Origin of the sequence: Clostridium aromativorans, from assembly GCF_020908015.1 — a bacterium.
Taxonomy (GTDB): Bacteria; Bacillota; Clostridia; order Clostridiales; family Clostridiaceae; genus Clostridium_B; species Clostridium_B aromativorans.
This window is the reverse complement of the sequence record NZ_JAJJPB010000033.1, coordinates 12,943-27,750: the sequence shown is the minus strand read 5'-3', so window position 1 is coordinate 27,750 and position 14,808 is coordinate 12,943. Positions and strand designations below refer to the sequence as shown.

Genomic DNA, 14,808 nt, shown 5'->3' with positions numbered 1-14,808 from the left:
TTTACCACTGATTTTGGAATACATCATATATAATAATTCGTCAAGTAGTTATTATTTTAGGTATCGAACCTAAAATAACAAGGACTATTCATCTCCCACTTATACAAGATAGGAGAATTACGCCCTTTTTGTTAAATACTAAATTTTATTTTTATACTTTAAAACATTATCTAAAATACAGGCTACTTTGTTTTAATACAAATCAATGTAAAAAACTTTACACCAATGTGAGCAGAAACTCCAACTGAAATTCAGTTGGAGTTTTATATAATATATTTATTATTTAAACGGTTTAAATGTTGTGCAGCACGTATCATCACTAGTATCAGGCTTTTTGCCCCTCATGGAATTGACTTCAAGTGCATCAGCATTGCAGTGATTATCTTTCCAGTAATTGCAGCAATCAACGCTACATTTAACTTCCATTTTAGGTAAATTCATAGTATGATCTCCTTTCTTTATTTGTAATTTACATAACTTATTGTTGCCAAAATAATAAGTTATATACTTTAGAATATACTATTAATGCATAGCATATTTAGTTTTTCAATCTTATGTGATTATAAAATATGTGTTTTCTATAATTTAAAAATTCCTTAGATAGAGTTTTATCTATCTAAGGAATAAAATATCCGGTAATTAAAGAACAGTAATATTTTCTGCCTGTGGTCCTTTTTGTCCTTCTCCTACATCATAGGAAACTTTCTGTCCTTCATCAAGTGATTTATAGCCATCTGAATTTATTTGAGAAAAGTGTGCAAAAATATCTTTTCCATCTTCTCCTGTGATAAATCCAAATCCTTTGTTTCCATTAAACCATTTTACTGTACCTGTCATTATAATAAGTACCTCCTAAATTTTATTTCTTAAACTCTTTGTAATAAACCCATCAAATAAAATTTCGATATCAACGTACATATTATAATTATAAGTACCTATTGAAATATATTTTCATTTAAATTAATTACGATTCATTTAAGTTACGTGCTTATTGTATCATACATTATTATATAAATCAAATTTTTCCTTTTGTGCCTTTTATGAAGTCAAGGAAATTGGCCATTTCGGGAAATTCTTTGGCTTTAGTACAAAAATGTGAATGATGTAATTATCGTATGAATAGTTACAAATAATCCAAATGCAGAAACAAGCCACAAAAGAATTCCCAACGCTTTTTGTTTTTTATATATAAAATAATTAATACCGCTCAATAGCATTGTCAAACATAAGCTTCCTTGAGTTAAAATACGAAGTAAATAATTACTGCTATTTTTAATAGATAATAATGCAAATAAAACAGTAAAGGCTGAAACAATTATAATTGCAATTGTAATTTGTAGCTTCTTTTTTATTTTTAGGTTCATATTTAGTAGCTCCTTTTATGCAATTAATTATGGTATTATTTTTAATACTTGAATTCTTTTATAAATTAATATTACCATATTTCTTAATATTTAGGACAAAATAAAAAATCTATAATAGACTTTCTTCTTTTCTCTTTTTCCATACCTATCACCTGTTTTCTGTATAATAAAAGAGCCCCGTTATGAGCTCTCAAATTAATCATTTTGCCTATCTACATCAAGTATTTCTCCTGTATTAGCGTTTATTGTAACCTCATATATTATCCCACTAGTAGTTCTAATGTAAACTTCGTAGACCAATAAGCCATCTTCAGTATCTACTTCAACTCTTAATACTTGCCCCGGTACTCTTTGCAATGCAATTTGTACAGCTGTTTCAGCACTTATGCGGTATTGTCTCCAATAATTATCCCATAAATTATTATAGAAAGGACACCTCATATTAATCATCTTTCATTTTATTATTTACTCAATTATTATATTCAAATACAATATTATTAGTTCCTTTCTCCATACAAATAAGCACCCTAATTACGGATGCTTATTTTATAAATGGTTGATAGGCTCTATTTATATGTGGCCTTGTTGTGGTTGCATTTAAATTTAAAGTGCCCTGCAACCGCAGACACCAATTTACACTTGCAATCATGGAAGCTTATCTTCATGGTATATTTATAATTATATATCATACTTGTTACAATTTAATATCATATATAACAACTATTTGTAAACATTATTAAAATAAGCACTAATTTAACAGTGCTTATTTATAATACAGTTAAGGAAACCAATTCTAAATCGTATTAGGGTTTTTTCCTGTGTTAAATTAAAAATATAAGCAAATTCCCATCTCTGGAAACCTGCTTATATCAATGTCTTTGGTGCGTCAGAGAGGATTCGAACCCCCGGCACGCTGGTCCGTAGCCAACTGCTCTATCCAACTGAGCTACTGACGCAAGTTTAACATAATTATTCTAACACAAATAGTGCCCAAGATCAATTTGTTAAAAACTTTATATGGAAAAACTACCATCAAATAATTTCTTATTCATCAATAAATTTTATTAATTCACTGTTGAATTTATCACGTTCATCATAAAATAATCCATGACCGCTATATTTAAATGATACAAGCTTAGAATTTTTAATTCCTTGATTTTGTGCTTCTGCAAGCGGAAAGAGACAAACTCTATCATGAATCCCATGAAGAATTAAAGTTGGAACATTTATTTTTTTCATGTCGGAAAATAAATTTTCTTCATTTAACCAAGAATTTGCAACCGCAGCAGTAGCCCAGCTCGCTGCCTGCAGTCCAATCTGGAAAAACCAATCTGAGAAAGACTGAGTTACAATCTGGAAGAAAAACATACCACCAAATTGTCTCAGCATTTGAGGTCTATCACTATATGTCTGTTTAATAATTTCAATTACATCTTCTTTTTTTAAACCATATGGAAAATATGGACGTTGAATAAGACTAGGAGCTGCTGCTGCAAAAAGAGCAAGCTTAGACACTTCATACCCACTATGTCTAGCCATATACCTTATGGCAATGGCCCCACCTGTAGAATGTCCTGCTAATACAAACTTTTTTAACTTAAGTACCTCGACAACCTCTCTGATATCATCTGATAATCGATCATAATCATATCCCATAAAAGGTTTATCTGATTCACCAAATCCTCTCTGATCCATTCCAATGCATCGATATCCTTCCTGCAAAAGTTTATTAAACTGATATTCAAACAATTTATGGCTCCCAGGCCATCCATGTAAAAACAAGATTGTTTTTTCTCCCTCTGGATTAGGATCTTCTATATAAATTTTTACATTCGATTCTACCTTAACATAATATCCCATACAAATACTCCCTTTTAATAAAATTATCTATTAAATTCTATTCTATTAAAAGCAAATAAATGAAAAATTTTTTAAATTATTAATTCCCTTGAAAAAGGTAAACTTTCAATCCATTTACAAAATTCTCGCCATTCCGGTAACCTGTGGTTTTTCCTTTGACTGTAAACGCCTTTTAGGCACCTATAATTAGTTGTCAACCTTGCAGTAAGTTCAAATCCTGACGGGTTAGAATACAAAAGTTTTAAATAATCTTCTATATCATGAGTTTTATTATATGTATCCTTTAATTCTTCCATAATATCAATTATCCTTTTATCTACATATTTATTATACTGTTTTGACAAGTCAAATTTTGCTATTCTGTGCATTGTACTTTGACTGCTTACAAAAGTAATAAATCTATACCTTTCAAGCTCGACCCATGCCTTATTACTGAAAGTTAAATCAAAAGCAACCCGTATTCCTGATAAAAACTGATCATGGGCTTCACCTTTAGGTGAATGAGCTAAATTTTTAACTGTATCTGTAATATCAGAATTACATCTATCAATATCTACTGCCATAGGGTATTTACTTGCCTTTATACTTTCCTTCAGATCATATATTTTAACATTCTCTATTTTCACTTTCATGCCTCCAATACTTTTTAATCCACAATTAAGTTTATCATATTTTTTATACTTTATAATCATTTTCAGTATAATAATCTAAATTAAACGTATACTACCTTTATAAGTTATCAAATATTTAATCTTGTATAAACTAATAATTGCCCTTCAATATATTGATACTTGTTTTATGCTGGAGCCTATAAGTCTCCAGCATTCAAATTTTAAAATACTTTAAAACAATCCTCATTTTATTTGAGAAATTAAATTCACCATCTCTATAGCTGAAAGCGCGGAATCATAACCTTTATTGCCAGCCTTAGAACCAGCTCTTTCAATTGCCTGTTCTATATTTTCAGTTGTAAGCACACCAAAAATCACAGGAATTTTAGTTTCCAGTGTAACCCGTGCAATTCCCTTGGAAACCTCATTACACACATAATCATAGTGAGAAGTAGAACCACGTATTACAGCCCCCAAACAGATGACAGCATCATATTTCCCAGACTGAGCCATCCTGTCTGCAATTAATGGGATTTCAAAAGCCCCAGGTACCCAAGCTGCCGTTATATTTTCATCTGAAACACCGTGTCTTACAAGCCCGTCTACTGCCCCTGATAAAAGCTTATCAACAATAAATTCATTAAATCTAGAAGCCACTATTCCCACATGAATTTTTTCCGCAACAACTTTTCCCTCAATAATTTTCATTTAAAATATCCTCCTTATTTTAATAATTAATATTACTAAATAGATGACCCATTTTTTTCTTTTTTGTCCTAAGATAATCTATATCTTCCCGCTGAGGTGCAATTTCAATGGGTATTCTTTCTATGATTTCGACCCCAAAGCCTTCCAGGCCATAAATTTTTTTCGGATTGTTTGTCAACAGGCGAATTTTTTTTGCCCCCAAGTCTTGGAGAATCTGTGCTCCTATCCAATATTCGCGTAAATCAGGAGCAAATCCTAATTCCAGGTTTGCCTGCACAGTATCCCTGCCTTTTTCCTGTAATTCATAAGCTTTGAGTTTATTAATCAACCCTATACCTCGCCCTTCCTGACTCATATATAGAATAATTCCCCTACCTTCATTCTGTATTTGCTTCATCGCAGAAATAAGTTGTTGACCACAATCACATCGGAGGGATCCAAATACATCTCCCGTAAGGCATTCGGAATGGACTCTACACAAAAGATTTTCACCATTTCCAATTTCTCCCTTTACCAAAGCAACATGATGTTCACCAGTAAGGTCGTTTACATATCCATGAATTTGAAAATTTCCATATAAAGTTGGAAGCTTTGCACTTGCCATATGCACAACATGCTTATCATGACGGCGGCAGTAATTCTGCAAATCATGAATAGTTATAAATACGAGATGGTGTTTCTCTGCGAATTCTTTTAATTGGGTTGTACGCATCATCTTACCGTTATCTGCCATAACCTCACAGCAAAGTCCACATTCTTTCAGCCCAGCCAATCTCATTAGATCGACAGTCGCTTCTGTATGACCACCGCGTGTCAATACTCCACCACGACGCGAAATAAGAGGAAACATATGACCTGGCCTGCGAAAATCCCCAGGTTTCGCATTATCTTGTACACACTTCATAGCTGTAATAGATCGCTCCTCGGCTGAAACACCAGTAGTTGTACTAACGTGATCAATTGAAACAGTAAAAGCTGTGGAATGATTATCCGTATTTTCTGTAACCATTTGAGGCAGCCCCAATTTGAGGCCAAACTGTTCATTCATAGGCATACAGATTAGTCCTTTTGCATAAGTAGCCATAAAATTTACATTTTCACAGGTTGCATGTTCACCAGCACAAATTAAATCACCTTCATTCTCTCTGTTCTTATCATCTGTAACAAGAATAATCTTTCCTGCACGTAATTCCTTGAGTGCTTCTGAAATAGTATTATATTGCATATCTTTCAACCTCCTCTTTAAAATCCATTCTGCTTTAAAAAATCAAATGTAATACCGCCTAAAGGTTCATTGGCCTTTAAGTAAAAAAGTTTTTTCACATATTTCCCAACTATATCATTTTCCAAATTTACAACATCACCAGTCCTTTTCTCCAGCAACGTCGTCTGCTGTCCTGTATGGGGAACAATAGATACCTGAAATTTATAATTTTCTACATTAGCTACCGTTAAACTAACGCCATCAACGGCAATGGAACCTTTTTCAACAATCAACTCCATTACTTCTGGAGATGCTTTTATAGTTATCCAGACAGCATTTTTTTCTTTCTCCATTTTGCAAATTACTCCAGTATCATCAATATGTCCCAACACAAAGTGTCCTCCAAGACGTCCATCAATAGCCACAGCCCGTTCCAGATTGACCGAATCGGAACTGTGCAATCTGCCCAAATTACTTTTCCTCAATGTCTCCGGCATAACATCAGCAGTAAACTCTCCTTCGCTTAAAGAGATAACAGTAAGGCAAACTCCATTTACAGCAATGCTGTCTCCCGGCCTAGTATCCTCTAAAATAGTTTGGGCGTAAATTGAAATTTTTGACGAACTTCCATCAAAAATAGCTTGATGTACTTGTCCAATTTCTTCAATAATTCCAGTAAACATTTATACTTTCCTCCTCACAAATTTAAACCTCAACATCAAATCACCATCAAGAACAGATATCTCAGGAGCAGTAAATTGAAAGCACTGTTCCGGTGATAAAACACCATCTCCTTCCACTGGCGTTTTTGCGTCTTTACCGCCAAAAATTTTAGGTGCAATATATGCATATACTTCCTGAACTAAATCAGCTTTTAATGCACTGTAGTTTAAAGCACTTCCTCCTTCAAGTAAGATGCTGTCTATCTCAAGCTGACCAAGCTTTTGCATTAATATAGGCAAGTTCACCATTTCATCTTTGCCTGATACGGTTAAGACAGTAATACCAAGCGATTTTAATTTTGAAATTTTAGTTTCGTCAGTTACAGTAGTTGCTAAAATAGTATGTACCTCCTTTGCTGTACGACAAATCTGACTATCCATCGGAATGCGAAGGTGGCTGTCACAGATAATTCGAATTGGATTTCTGCTATTTTTCAATCGACATGTAAGCAGCGGATCATCTTTTAAGACAGTTCCAATTCCAACCATAATAGCACTATATTTGTGACGTAATTGCTGGACATGCTTCCGGGCTGCTTTCCCCGTAACCCATTTAGAATCACCAGTAACGGTAGCTATCTTTCCATCAGCCGTCATGGCATATTTCATAACAACATATGGAGTACCAGTAACAATATAATGAAAAAAAACAGTATTCAATTCATCACATTTTTCTTTCAACACACCCTCTTTTACCACAATTCCAGCTCTGCGTAAAATTGAAATACCCTTACCAGACACTTTAGGATTTGGATCACTGGAACCAACCACTACTTTTGTAATACCTGCCTTTATAATGGCATCTGTACAGGGAGGAGTTCTTCCATAATGGCAGCATGGTTCTAGCGTTACATATAAAGTTGCTCCTTTTGCTGATTCAATACAGCTGGCAAGTGCATTGCGCTCAGCATGAGGTTTTCCACATACCTCATGATATCCCTCTCCAATGATTCTATTTTCTTTTACAACAACTGCTCCCACCATCGGATTTGGATTAACCCAGCCTTCACCTTTTCTTGCCAAAGCAATTGCATATCTCATATATTTTGAATCTTCCAATACCATCAATCTCCTCCGTATAAAAAAAATACAAAAAAAGCCCTATATAAACTATAAGTTCATACAGGGCTTTTCTTGCGAAGAAAAGACTCTGAAATTGAAAACATTTCAGATCAAACAAAATATATCTTCTTCCATCCAGACTTTACTGTCGGTCTTGGGATTTCACCAAGTCCTGTGCTTTCACACCTGCGTTCACGCGCTCGCGGACTATACCGCCGATCGGGAATTTCACCCTGCCCTGAAGATCTTCATTATTAACTTTTATCAAAACTCAAATTTATTAAAAACTCAATATTAAAACAGATTTATATTTATAATTATATACTAATTGAACTATTTGTAAAGATATAAATTTCTACAAACAAAATTTTAATTTTTTCATCCTGTACGATTTTTACAAATTGGAATAAAAGTACTTGGATATTCACAGAAAATTGCTTTATCAGTTATAAATTATTAACAATGTTGACACTTAAATGAAATAATCATGCATTATTATTAATATATATATAAGAATATAATATAGAAATGGAGATAATTTATTATGAAAATTAAATATAAAAAAAACTCAAGAAAATTTTCTGCTTCAGTTGTTTTCTATGCTGTTTCTTTAGTTATAGCACTTATTGGGATTGCATTATTAGTTAATAATATACTCTTCTTTAGAAGTACTGTTAACAATTACGTAGCCCAGGGATATTCTTATGCTGATGTTGTCAAACAATTAATACCATCCCAACTGCTTCCAGGAATATTTGAACCAATCGCTGTATATGGAGGCATTGCAATTGTTCTATTAGGCGTGGGAATAGTCAATAAAAAGATTTCAAAATGCTTGACATTGTTAAAAGGGGGTACTGTTGAAGAAAATACCGCAGAACAAAATGCTGATCATCTAGAAAATACAAAAACAACTGAACAAATTGAATTTGCAGAAGAAATTAACGTTAATAAAGCTTAATTTGAGATTATAAGCAATTTACTTCAAGGTATAAATTCATTATAATAATAAATTCAAAAAAAGCCTTTGCTTGTCAGTAAGTTCTGAATTTAATATCTCAGTAACTTCTTGAAGCTATGGCTTTTTATTTATATTATTCTTTTTTGCTTTGGAACGTTCCATTCAATTTACCATTTCATTTATCTTCTCTCTTTTTTTACTAATATGTTTTTTAAATTATTCTTTATGAGCTTTAAATTTCCTGCTAATCTAATATAAATTTAATCATGCAAAATAAGCACCCTAAATGATGGGTACTTATTTTGCGATATAAACGCTAAGGGAGATCAATTTTATAAAGAATCTATTGGTGGTTGCATTTAAGTTTACTGTGTCCTGCAACCATAGACACTAATCTATATTCATAGTTCAAAATAGGATACTTCACAACTAAGGGGGGTATTTCCCTAGGTTATATATAATTATATAAAACATTTGTTACATCTTAATTTCATATTAATAAACTATTTGTAAACAATATAAAATAAGCACCTAAGTTATAGGCACTTATTTTACAATACAATTAGAAGAACAATTTTAAATTTTATCAATGATCGATATATCAAAATAACCGCTAGTTTATCTAGTAACACTTAACTCTCTGGCATTTTTTACATTTTTTTGACAATTCATGCATAACATTTTTCCAAACTTTTGAGCACTATAGTTTGCTACTTTTTCAGATATGACATTTCCACAATTTTCACAGAGCAATTCGCTTTTGCTTGATTTATTTTGCATATTTTCGTTATTATTGACAGTATTCTTATTATCCGTGACAATTGTTCTATTCTGCTCATTCATCAATTTACCTAAAGAATATCTTACTCTATAATAATTATCTTGAATCTCCAGTTTATTAATTTCCCTGTTTTTACTATAGCCTATTGACTTAACTTTAAAGCGTACTTTTGGTGATAAAATTAATTTGCCATCTCTTTCGTCAAATTCTCCCCGCTGTAAGCTGACCCATATAAAGGGAGCTGTATAAAGTTCTCTTCCTATTCCAATATTAAATCCTGCTCTTTTAAAACTGTCACTAGCCTGGCCTTTTTCTTTCTCTGTATAGCTTTCAACTCCAACATCTTGTTTTCTGACCCACTGTTTCTTTTCATCATCCCATATATCTATATTACAAAATAATCTGCCATTTATAAGTTCATGCGTTCTTCTCCATCCTGTTATACCAAAAGTTTCATCAAGTATTCGCATATCAACTCTTGCATCTTTGTATAGTAATAAAATACATGCTGCACCATTTGTGGTCTTTTTTAAGCTTTGTACCCTTACCTCAATTTCATCTGTTTTTAAAAGCCTTACTTCTTCATTCATAATTTATTACACCTCCTATCTAATACTTAAGCTCATAGTTTGCTTAATTTCAGCTCCATCTATCTCTATCCCTTTTTTTAAATTTTCCAATATGGCTACTTTGTCCAATTTATCTGGTTGAGGTATCCTATATTTTTCCGGAATGGTTTCTTCATCTGTTATATTCACAGCAGGTACATTTTTTCTAATTGAAAGAGTAAATAAGCTACCTTTTATTTTTTGCTTTTTTAGCATCCGCATGTGCTCAAATAAATAGTCTTTTAAGCTATCTATCTGATGTTCTACAGCTTTTTTTCTAGCCTGTAATCTTTTTATCTCTTCATCTAGTCCTTTAGAATCAACTTCCTTTGATTTTATAACTTTTGCAATATTTTCGGCTTTAACATCAAATTCTTCATCTATTTTGTTCAAAGATTTCTCTATATCCTCTTTTACATTTTCCAAGTCTGGATTATCCAGTAATTCATCCAAGTTCTTATATCTTTCAGATATCTCATACAGTTTTGCCACCATCATTCCTCCTCTGCTAATACTTTAAAGGTATTTATACAATCATTACAAACATCTAAATTCTCAATTCTATAATAGCTATCTCCCACGTAAATAGCTTCGCCACACACATCACAAACGGTAAATATTTTAGCCTTTGGGTCTTCATATCTATATTCATAGCAGCATTCCGGCAACATGTTTATCCCTCCTTTAAAAAATTATCCATACAACTAAAGGGTCTTTCTTATCTATTGTGTATCTTATAGTTTTGAATGCTTTCAATTGTTTATTTCTTTGCTCTATGCTTTGAAATCTTATTTTGGTTTTATTTCCCATTTTCATGGCTCCTTTAAAAGGTATACTTATTTTTTATATGCCTTTAATTCTATTTTAAATGGTTTTTAATATGTCTATACTTATTTATTTCTTCCATTTATCCGAATGCTACCATTGTCAATACTTCCGGAGTTAAGAACTTCATTATTTATCTTTTGGTATTATTAATTCCATATTTTTCTTACTTCTAATTGATAATCAAATTTTATAAAATCCTCTATAACCCATATTGTCAAGCCAATTTCCAATTTTAAGTTATTGATTGAGACTTTAACGCAACCTATGTTAAAATATAATTATAAAGTGAATTAATCAAGTATAAATTTAATATTTACATATATAAGAAGGAAGTGTATTTATGATAACAATAGTGGCAAAAAGTATAATTAAAAAGGGAGAAAAAGAAAAATATCTTAAACTAGCAAAAGAATTAATTGAAAAAAGTAGAAAAGAAAATGGCTGCATTTCATATAAAATATTTGAAGAAATAAATGACTCCTCGATACTTACATTTATGGAACAATGGAAAAATGCCCGGGCAATTCAGGAACATAATAATAGTGAACATTTTAAAAGAATAGTTCCTTTACTAGCTGAGCTTCGTGTAAGCAAAAGCGAAATCAACACTTACAGAGAACTATAGGAGTTAATCTCCCTTCTAACATCAAAGAAATGACATCACTGCTGATTGGAAAAGCAGAAATAAAAAAAGGAAGCAACCAGAGTTTACTGGATAACTTCCTTGTTATCAATTAATTTTAATAAATATTAAAGAAACTTCAGTTAAAATTCAACTGGAGTTTCTACTTAATTATGTAAATAAATTATTGTGAAAACCTTGGATTCACCAGAGCTTTTCTTTATCTTTTTATTGGTCCATAATCTAAAAATTGTATTTTATATTAAAATATATTTTTCCTTGTAAGTAAAGATTTTTTTGCGTCTTCACTTGACATCCTGTATTTTGGATTGGGTTGCTCTGGCATAAAACATTCAGTTTTTATATTTTTAGGAGTTATACTCTTTTTAGCAGAAAATTTATTTAACTTACTAATTACATAATTCTCTAGCTTTCTTGGACTAACATTTATTCTTGCATTAATTATAATATTTGCTTTATTATCTATTAATGGAACCTGTCCACTAAAATTAATATCATCTGATAGCCCAGTAAGACTTACTTTAACATATTTATTATTAGAAACTCCGTATATTTTCAAATGGGCAATTTCAAGTTTCTCATTATTAAATTTATTCTTCAAAACTTCTATAAAATCTCTTATAAAAGCACTAATATCAAATTCTTCTGAAGAAGAAAGCTCTGTAGAAGTATTCAGCCAACCAAGATATGCTTCTGCCCTACCATAAGTTTGATAATTCACATCCATAGTAAAATTATCTTTATGCTTTGTTTTCTCAATCTTCTCTAACCATAAATTCATATTGATATTTTCTTTTGCTGAAATTTCTATTAATTGCTTTTCAGGAAAATTCTTTTTGATGATATTCTCAACGATAACAAGCTCCTGCTGTGACATTAGGTCAATTTTGTTTAACACAATTATATCAGCTTCTTCAATTTGTTTACAAAAAAGGTATTTTACTTCGTCAGGATATAAGGAATGTGCTTCGCTTCCAATAATTTTAAATTGCTTGTTGTTAATTTAGAATTGTTAATAGTATTTTTTGTCTTATTAAGAAATACTACTTACTTTTATATTCTACCATATGCTTGTAAAAAATCAATAATTTAGATTAGGAAGATAAAGGATCCTAATAAAGATTGTTAATATTAATTCCAATTCTCCTTATATAGATATTTTATATCTATAGGTGTACAATTATCCATGAATACTACAATCTATAATGCTTTAGGAGGATATTTCACGATGTTAGAACGTCAAAGTGAAGTTTTTTTATCAGAGGTTGGCTATAATGCTGAAATAAAGTTAGGGGCCTTGATTGATAAATTTCAAGATATTGGATGGATACATACGCAATCAATTTTGCAGAAGTTACCTAAACTAAATGCCAACATTGGCTTTTTTGTGTCTGATCAAAAAGTTCAAATTTTGAAGCCAACATTTTTATCTGATAAACTAATTATTCAGTCTTTCATTACCAATGCTAATAGAAGAAAATTTACACGATTAGTTAAAATTTTTAATAATATAAATAACTTGTTAGCTACACAAATAGAAAATGCTTTTGCTGTTGATCTCTTAACTGGTAAATTAGCTAGTCTACCAAAGGATTTTCCAGCATCCAAAATTATTGATCAAAATATAAAATGCCCTATTTTGCGAAATAAAGTTCAGCCACCGTTGACTGCAAATGCAAAAATGCAGCAGTATACTGTTTTAGGGCGGGACATTGATAACTATAATCATATGAATAATGCCCGTTACCTAGATTTAATCTCTGAACGGGTTAACCAAATCAAAGAAATCACCGTCAATTATGTAAAACCAGCCAAAGAAGGAATGATACTAGACATTGCCCGTGAATTAGTGGATCATAAAGTCTTTTACAAATTTATGAATCAAAAACAACTTCTAGCTAAAATCCAAATTATTTTAGAGTGAACCTTAAAAATACGAAATTGCACTGATAGTAAATAAAAGAAAAAACCCCTAACTTATTTGTAAAAAATTAATAGTTTGGATATTAATAGTTTTCTATCTCTGTAAATCAGCTGGTTGTCCTGCAATAGCATCTACATTATTTAGCCTTGGATCTTTACCTTCTATTTCAACTATAAGTTTATACGGAATGCATATGACATTCTCTCCTGGTTGTGATATCCAGCCCATCTTCATTCCTATTTTTCTAGGACTATTTGAATCAGAAATACGTATTTTGCCTTTCTCCACCCTAATTTTATTAAAGCCAGACTTGCCATATTTTATAGTAAACTCATAAGCATTTTGTACAGAATTCAGATCAATAGTTCTTACTATTTTACCATTTTCTTTTATAACTGCTATTTTATTTAAGCCATCCAAACGACTTTTATATACATAAACTCCTATCAAACTTATAATAATCAATATGCTTATAAATACAATAACAATTTTATCTCCTTTTTTCATATATAACTCCTTTTCATATTAATTATACAATTAATTCTATTATAAAGTATATCTAAAAATATTCAATTGTAATAAAAATAAACTCTAGGCCAAATGAATGACCTAATGTATTTTATCAATAACTCTTAGTATTTTTGAATTGATAACAGATTTCTCTTTCCACACCTCTCGCCTGCATTGACAACTTCTTTTTTTAATTGGTAACTATATTTTGCCATAAAAAACTGACCTCCCATAAGTTAGATTTTTAGGTCTAACTTATGGGGATCAGTTCATCCGGGTGTCTGGTAATGGTTCTCTTTTTATTAAGCTCTTATAATATATGCTATCAAACTATACTTATACTTTCAATAAACTATTTGTAAACATTTTAAAATAATTAAGGAAGACCAACTTTTACAAAGAACCTTATGGTGGTTGCATTTAAATTTAACGTGCCCTGCAACCACAGACACTAATGTAATTATTGTTCTTACTCAAAAGGAATGTCCTTTAAAATGATATTACCTTTGAATTATTAAAATTACCTTAAAATCATTTATAAAAAATTTATCTCGTCAGTTTAGCATCATTAAGAAGCTTAGTGGTATCACTCAAAGAGGGTACTGTCTTAACTTAATTACAATTTTACATATTACTAAAGAATTTTAAAAGAAAAAATTAAAAACCCTAAAAAATATAAAAAAATGGATCTAGTATTTTGTGAATAGAGATTTTTTAAATGATCTGAAGAACGAAAAAAAAAGAAGCAACCAGTTTACTGGATAACTTCCTTGATTGACTACATTTATTTTACTACAATTTTTACTACAGTTAGTACTACAATTGTAGTAACTTTTAATAACTCTTAATGATACGTCATTTCTCTAAACCATTGATTTTATGTCATTCATGAAGCTCAATGCACCTTAATAAAGCCTATGGCGGAGAAAGAGGGATTTGAACCCTCGCGCCGGTCACCCGACCTACGCCCTTAGCAGGGGCGCCTCTTCAGCCACTTGAGTATTTCTCCATGCCCTACATTA

General features: G+C 31.2%; 18 protein-coding genes, 2 tRNA genes and 1 riboswitch. Of the genes, 3 read left to right on the top strand and 17 right to left on the bottom strand.

Annotation, left to right across the window (positions count from 1 at the left end):
* Window positions 1-279: 279 nt before the first annotated feature.
* The 11 genes from LN736_RS16730 to ribD form a co-directional block, all read right to left on the bottom strand.
* Window positions 280-441, bottom strand: coding sequence for a DUF1540 domain-containing protein (locus LN736_RS16730; RefSeq protein ID WP_150359068.1), 162 nt, complete (start codon window positions 439-441; stop codon window positions 280-282).
* A 198-nt stretch (window positions 442-639) separates the two neighbouring features.
* A complete protein-coding gene (locus tag LN736_RS16725; protein ID WP_106008326.1) occupies window positions 640-837 on the bottom strand; it encodes a cold-shock protein in 198 nt (65 codons plus the stop codon).
* 245 nt (window positions 838-1,082) lie between these two features.
* Window positions 1,083-1,364: a hypothetical protein gene (locus LN736_RS16720; RefSeq protein ID WP_229982030.1), complete on the bottom strand. Its 282-nt coding sequence runs from the start codon at window positions 1,362-1,364 to the stop codon at window positions 1,083-1,085.
* A 195-nt stretch (window positions 1,365-1,559) separates the two neighbouring features.
* Window positions 1,560-1,805 (bottom strand): PepSY domain-containing protein, encoded by a 246-nt coding sequence (locus LN736_RS16715; protein ID WP_150358780.1) that lies wholly within the window; start codon window positions 1,803-1,805, stop codon window positions 1,560-1,562.
* Window positions 1,806-2,243: 438 nt separating this feature from the next.
* Window positions 2,244-2,320 (bottom strand) — tRNA-Arg (locus tag LN736_RS16710).
* An 88-nt stretch (window positions 2,321-2,408) separates the two neighbouring features.
* A complete protein-coding gene (locus LN736_RS16705; protein ID WP_179978601.1) occupies window positions 2,409-3,224 on the bottom strand; it encodes an alpha/beta fold hydrolase in 816 nt (271 codons plus the stop codon).
* 71 nt (window positions 3,225-3,295) lie between these two features.
* Window positions 3,296-3,856: a hypothetical protein gene (locus tag LN736_RS16700; protein ID WP_229982029.1), complete on the bottom strand. Its 561-nt coding sequence runs from the start codon at window positions 3,854-3,856 to the stop codon at window positions 3,296-3,298.
* Window positions 3,857-4,078: 222 nt separating this feature from the next.
* Window positions 4,079-4,543 carry a 6,7-dimethyl-8-ribityllumazine synthase gene (gene ribH, locus LN736_RS16695; RefSeq protein ID WP_150358777.1) on the bottom strand — a complete coding sequence of 155 codons (465 nt, stop codon included), beginning with the start codon at window positions 4,541-4,543 and terminating at the stop codon, window positions 4,079-4,081.
* Window positions 4,544-4,562: 19 nt separating this feature from the next.
* Window positions 4,563-5,768, bottom strand: a complete 1,206-nt coding sequence (locus LN736_RS16690) for a bifunctional 3,4-dihydroxy-2-butanone-4-phosphate synthase/GTP cyclohydrolase II (RefSeq protein ID WP_229982028.1) — start codon at window positions 5,766-5,768, stop codon at window positions 4,563-4,565.
* Between the two features lie 17 nt (window positions 5,769-5,785).
* Window positions 5,786-6,430 carry a riboflavin synthase gene (locus LN736_RS16685; RefSeq protein ID WP_150358775.1) on the bottom strand — a complete coding sequence of 215 codons (645 nt, stop codon included), beginning with the start codon at window positions 6,428-6,430 and terminating at the stop codon, window positions 5,786-5,788.
* Window positions 6,431-7,528 (bottom strand): bifunctional diaminohydroxyphosphoribosylaminopyrimidine deaminase/5-amino-6-(5-phosphoribosylamino)uracil reductase RibD, encoded by a 1,098-nt coding sequence (ribD, locus tag LN736_RS16680; protein WP_150358781.1) that lies wholly within the window; start codon window positions 7,526-7,528, stop codon window positions 6,431-6,433.
* A gap of 122 nt (window positions 7,529-7,650) precedes the next feature.
* A riboswitch (FMN riboswitch) is annotated at window positions 7,651-7,781 on the bottom strand.
* Window positions 7,782-8,075: 294 nt separating this feature from the next.
* Between ribD and LN736_RS16675 the strand changes: the two genes are divergently transcribed.
* The gene (locus LN736_RS16675) at window positions 8,076-8,492 is read left to right on the top strand and encodes a hypothetical protein (RefSeq protein WP_179978618.1); all 417 of its coding nucleotides are present in this window, start codon (window positions 8,076-8,078) and stop codon (window positions 8,490-8,492) included.
* A gap of 618 nt (window positions 8,493-9,110) precedes the next feature.
* Here the strand turns inward: LN736_RS16675 and LN736_RS16670 are convergent.
* The 3 genes from LN736_RS16670 to LN736_RS16660 are packed head-to-tail and all read right to left on the bottom strand — an operon-like array spanning window position 9,111 to window position 10,552.
* The gene (locus tag LN736_RS16670) at window positions 9,111-9,863 is read right to left on the bottom strand and encodes a hypothetical protein (protein WP_179978617.1); all 753 of its coding nucleotides are present in this window, start codon (window positions 9,861-9,863) and stop codon (window positions 9,111-9,113) included.
* Between the two features lie 15 nt (window positions 9,864-9,878).
* Window positions 9,879-10,376, bottom strand: a complete 498-nt coding sequence (locus LN736_RS16665; RefSeq protein ID WP_229982031.1) for a siphovirus Gp157 family protein — start codon at window positions 10,374-10,376, stop codon at window positions 9,879-9,881.
* The gene (locus LN736_RS16660; RefSeq protein ID WP_179978615.1) at window positions 10,376-10,552 is read right to left on the bottom strand and encodes a hypothetical protein; all 177 of its coding nucleotides are present in this window, start codon (window positions 10,550-10,552) and stop codon (window positions 10,376-10,378) included. The genes LN736_RS16665 and LN736_RS16660 overlap by 1 nt, the downstream gene beginning before the upstream one ends.
* 497 nt (window positions 10,553-11,049) lie before the next feature.
* On the opposite strand from LN736_RS16660, the gene LN736_RS16655 reads away from it, so the two are divergent.
* Window positions 11,050-11,334, top strand: a complete 285-nt coding sequence (locus tag LN736_RS16655) for a putative quinol monooxygenase (protein ID WP_150358466.1) — start codon at window positions 11,050-11,052, stop codon at window positions 11,332-11,334.
* Between the two features lie 259 nt (window positions 11,335-11,593).
* On the opposite strand, the gene LN736_RS16650 is transcribed toward LN736_RS16655, so the two are convergent.
* Window positions 11,594-12,331, bottom strand: a complete 738-nt coding sequence (locus LN736_RS16650; protein WP_326839097.1) for a P-loop NTPase family protein — start codon at window positions 12,329-12,331, stop codon at window positions 11,594-11,596.
* A gap of 249 nt (window positions 12,332-12,580) precedes the next feature.
* Here LN736_RS16650 and LN736_RS16645 point away from each other — a divergent pair, with 249 nt between their 5' ends.
* A complete protein-coding gene (locus tag LN736_RS16645; RefSeq protein ID WP_179978614.1) occupies window positions 12,581-13,276 on the top strand; it encodes an acyl-ACP thioesterase domain-containing protein in 696 nt (231 codons plus the stop codon).
* 93 nt (window positions 13,277-13,369) lie between these two features.
* Here the strand turns inward: LN736_RS16645 and LN736_RS16640 are convergent, their stop codons facing one another.
* Together LN736_RS16640 and LN736_RS16635 are read right to left on the bottom strand one after the other, a co-directional pair.
* A complete protein-coding gene (locus LN736_RS16640; protein ID WP_150358463.1) occupies window positions 13,370-13,783 on the bottom strand; it encodes a NusG domain II-containing protein in 414 nt (137 codons plus the stop codon).
* A gap of 921 nt (window positions 13,784-14,704) precedes the next feature.
* Window positions 14,705-14,795, bottom strand: a tRNA-Ser gene (locus LN736_RS16635).
* Between the last annotated feature and the right edge of the window lie 13 nt (window positions 14,796-14,808).

Bases quoted from the DNA above. Each gene is read 5' to 3' on its own strand.
- LN736_RS16730 (WP_150359068.1), bottom strand. From the start codon at position 441: ATGAATTTACCTAAAATGGAAGTTAAATGTAGCGTTGATTGCTGCAAT.
- LN736_RS16725 (WP_106008326.1), bottom strand. From the start codon at position 837: ATGACAGGTACAGTAAAATGGTTTAATGGAAACAAAGGATTTGGATTT.
- LN736_RS16720 (WP_229982030.1), bottom strand. From the start codon at position 1,364: ATGAACCTAAAAATAAAAAAGAAGCTACAAATTACAATTGCAATTATA.
- LN736_RS16715 (WP_150358780.1), bottom strand. From the start codon at position 1,805: ATGAGGTGTCCTTTCTATAATAATTTATGGGATAATTATTGGAGACAA.
- LN736_RS16705 (WP_179978601.1), bottom strand. From the start codon at position 3,224: ATGGGATATTATGTTAAGGTAGAATCGAATGTAAAAATTTATATAGAA.
- LN736_RS16700 (WP_229982029.1), bottom strand. From the start codon at position 3,856: ATGAAAGTGAAAATAGAGAATGTTAAAATATATGATCTGAAGGAAAGT.
- ribH (WP_150358777.1), bottom strand. From the start codon at position 4,543: ATGAAAATTATTGAGGGAAAAGTTGTTGCGGAAAAAATTCATGTGGGA.
- LN736_RS16690 (WP_229982028.1), bottom strand. From the start codon at position 5,768: ATGCAATATAATACTATTTCAGAAGCACTCAAGGAATTACGTGCAGGA.
- LN736_RS16685 (WP_150358775.1), bottom strand. From the start codon at position 6,430: ATGTTTACTGGAATTATTGAAGAAATTGGACAAGTACATCAAGCTATT.
- LN736_RS16675 (WP_179978618.1), top strand. From the start codon at position 8,076: ATGAAAATTAAATATAAAAAAAACTCAAGAAAATTTTCTGCTTCAGTT.
- LN736_RS16670 (WP_179978617.1), bottom strand. From the start codon at position 9,863: ATGAATGAAGAAGTAAGGCTTTTAAAAACAGATGAAATTGAGGTAAGG.
- LN736_RS16665 (WP_229982031.1), bottom strand. From the start codon at position 10,376: ATGGTGGCAAAACTGTATGAGATATCTGAAAGATATAAGAACTTGGAT.
- LN736_RS16660 (WP_179978615.1), bottom strand. From the start codon at position 10,552: ATGTTGCCGGAATGCTGCTATGAATATAGATATGAAGACCCAAAGGCT.
- LN736_RS16655 (WP_150358466.1), top strand. From the start codon at position 11,050: ATGATAACAATAGTGGCAAAAAGTATAATTAAAAAGGGAGAAAAAGAA.
- LN736_RS16645 (WP_179978614.1), top strand. From the start codon at position 12,581: ATGTTAGAACGTCAAAGTGAAGTTTTTTTATCAGAGGTTGGCTATAAT.
- LN736_RS16640 (WP_150358463.1), bottom strand. From the start codon at position 13,783: ATGAAAAAAGGAGATAAAATTGTTATTGTATTTATAAGCATATTGATT.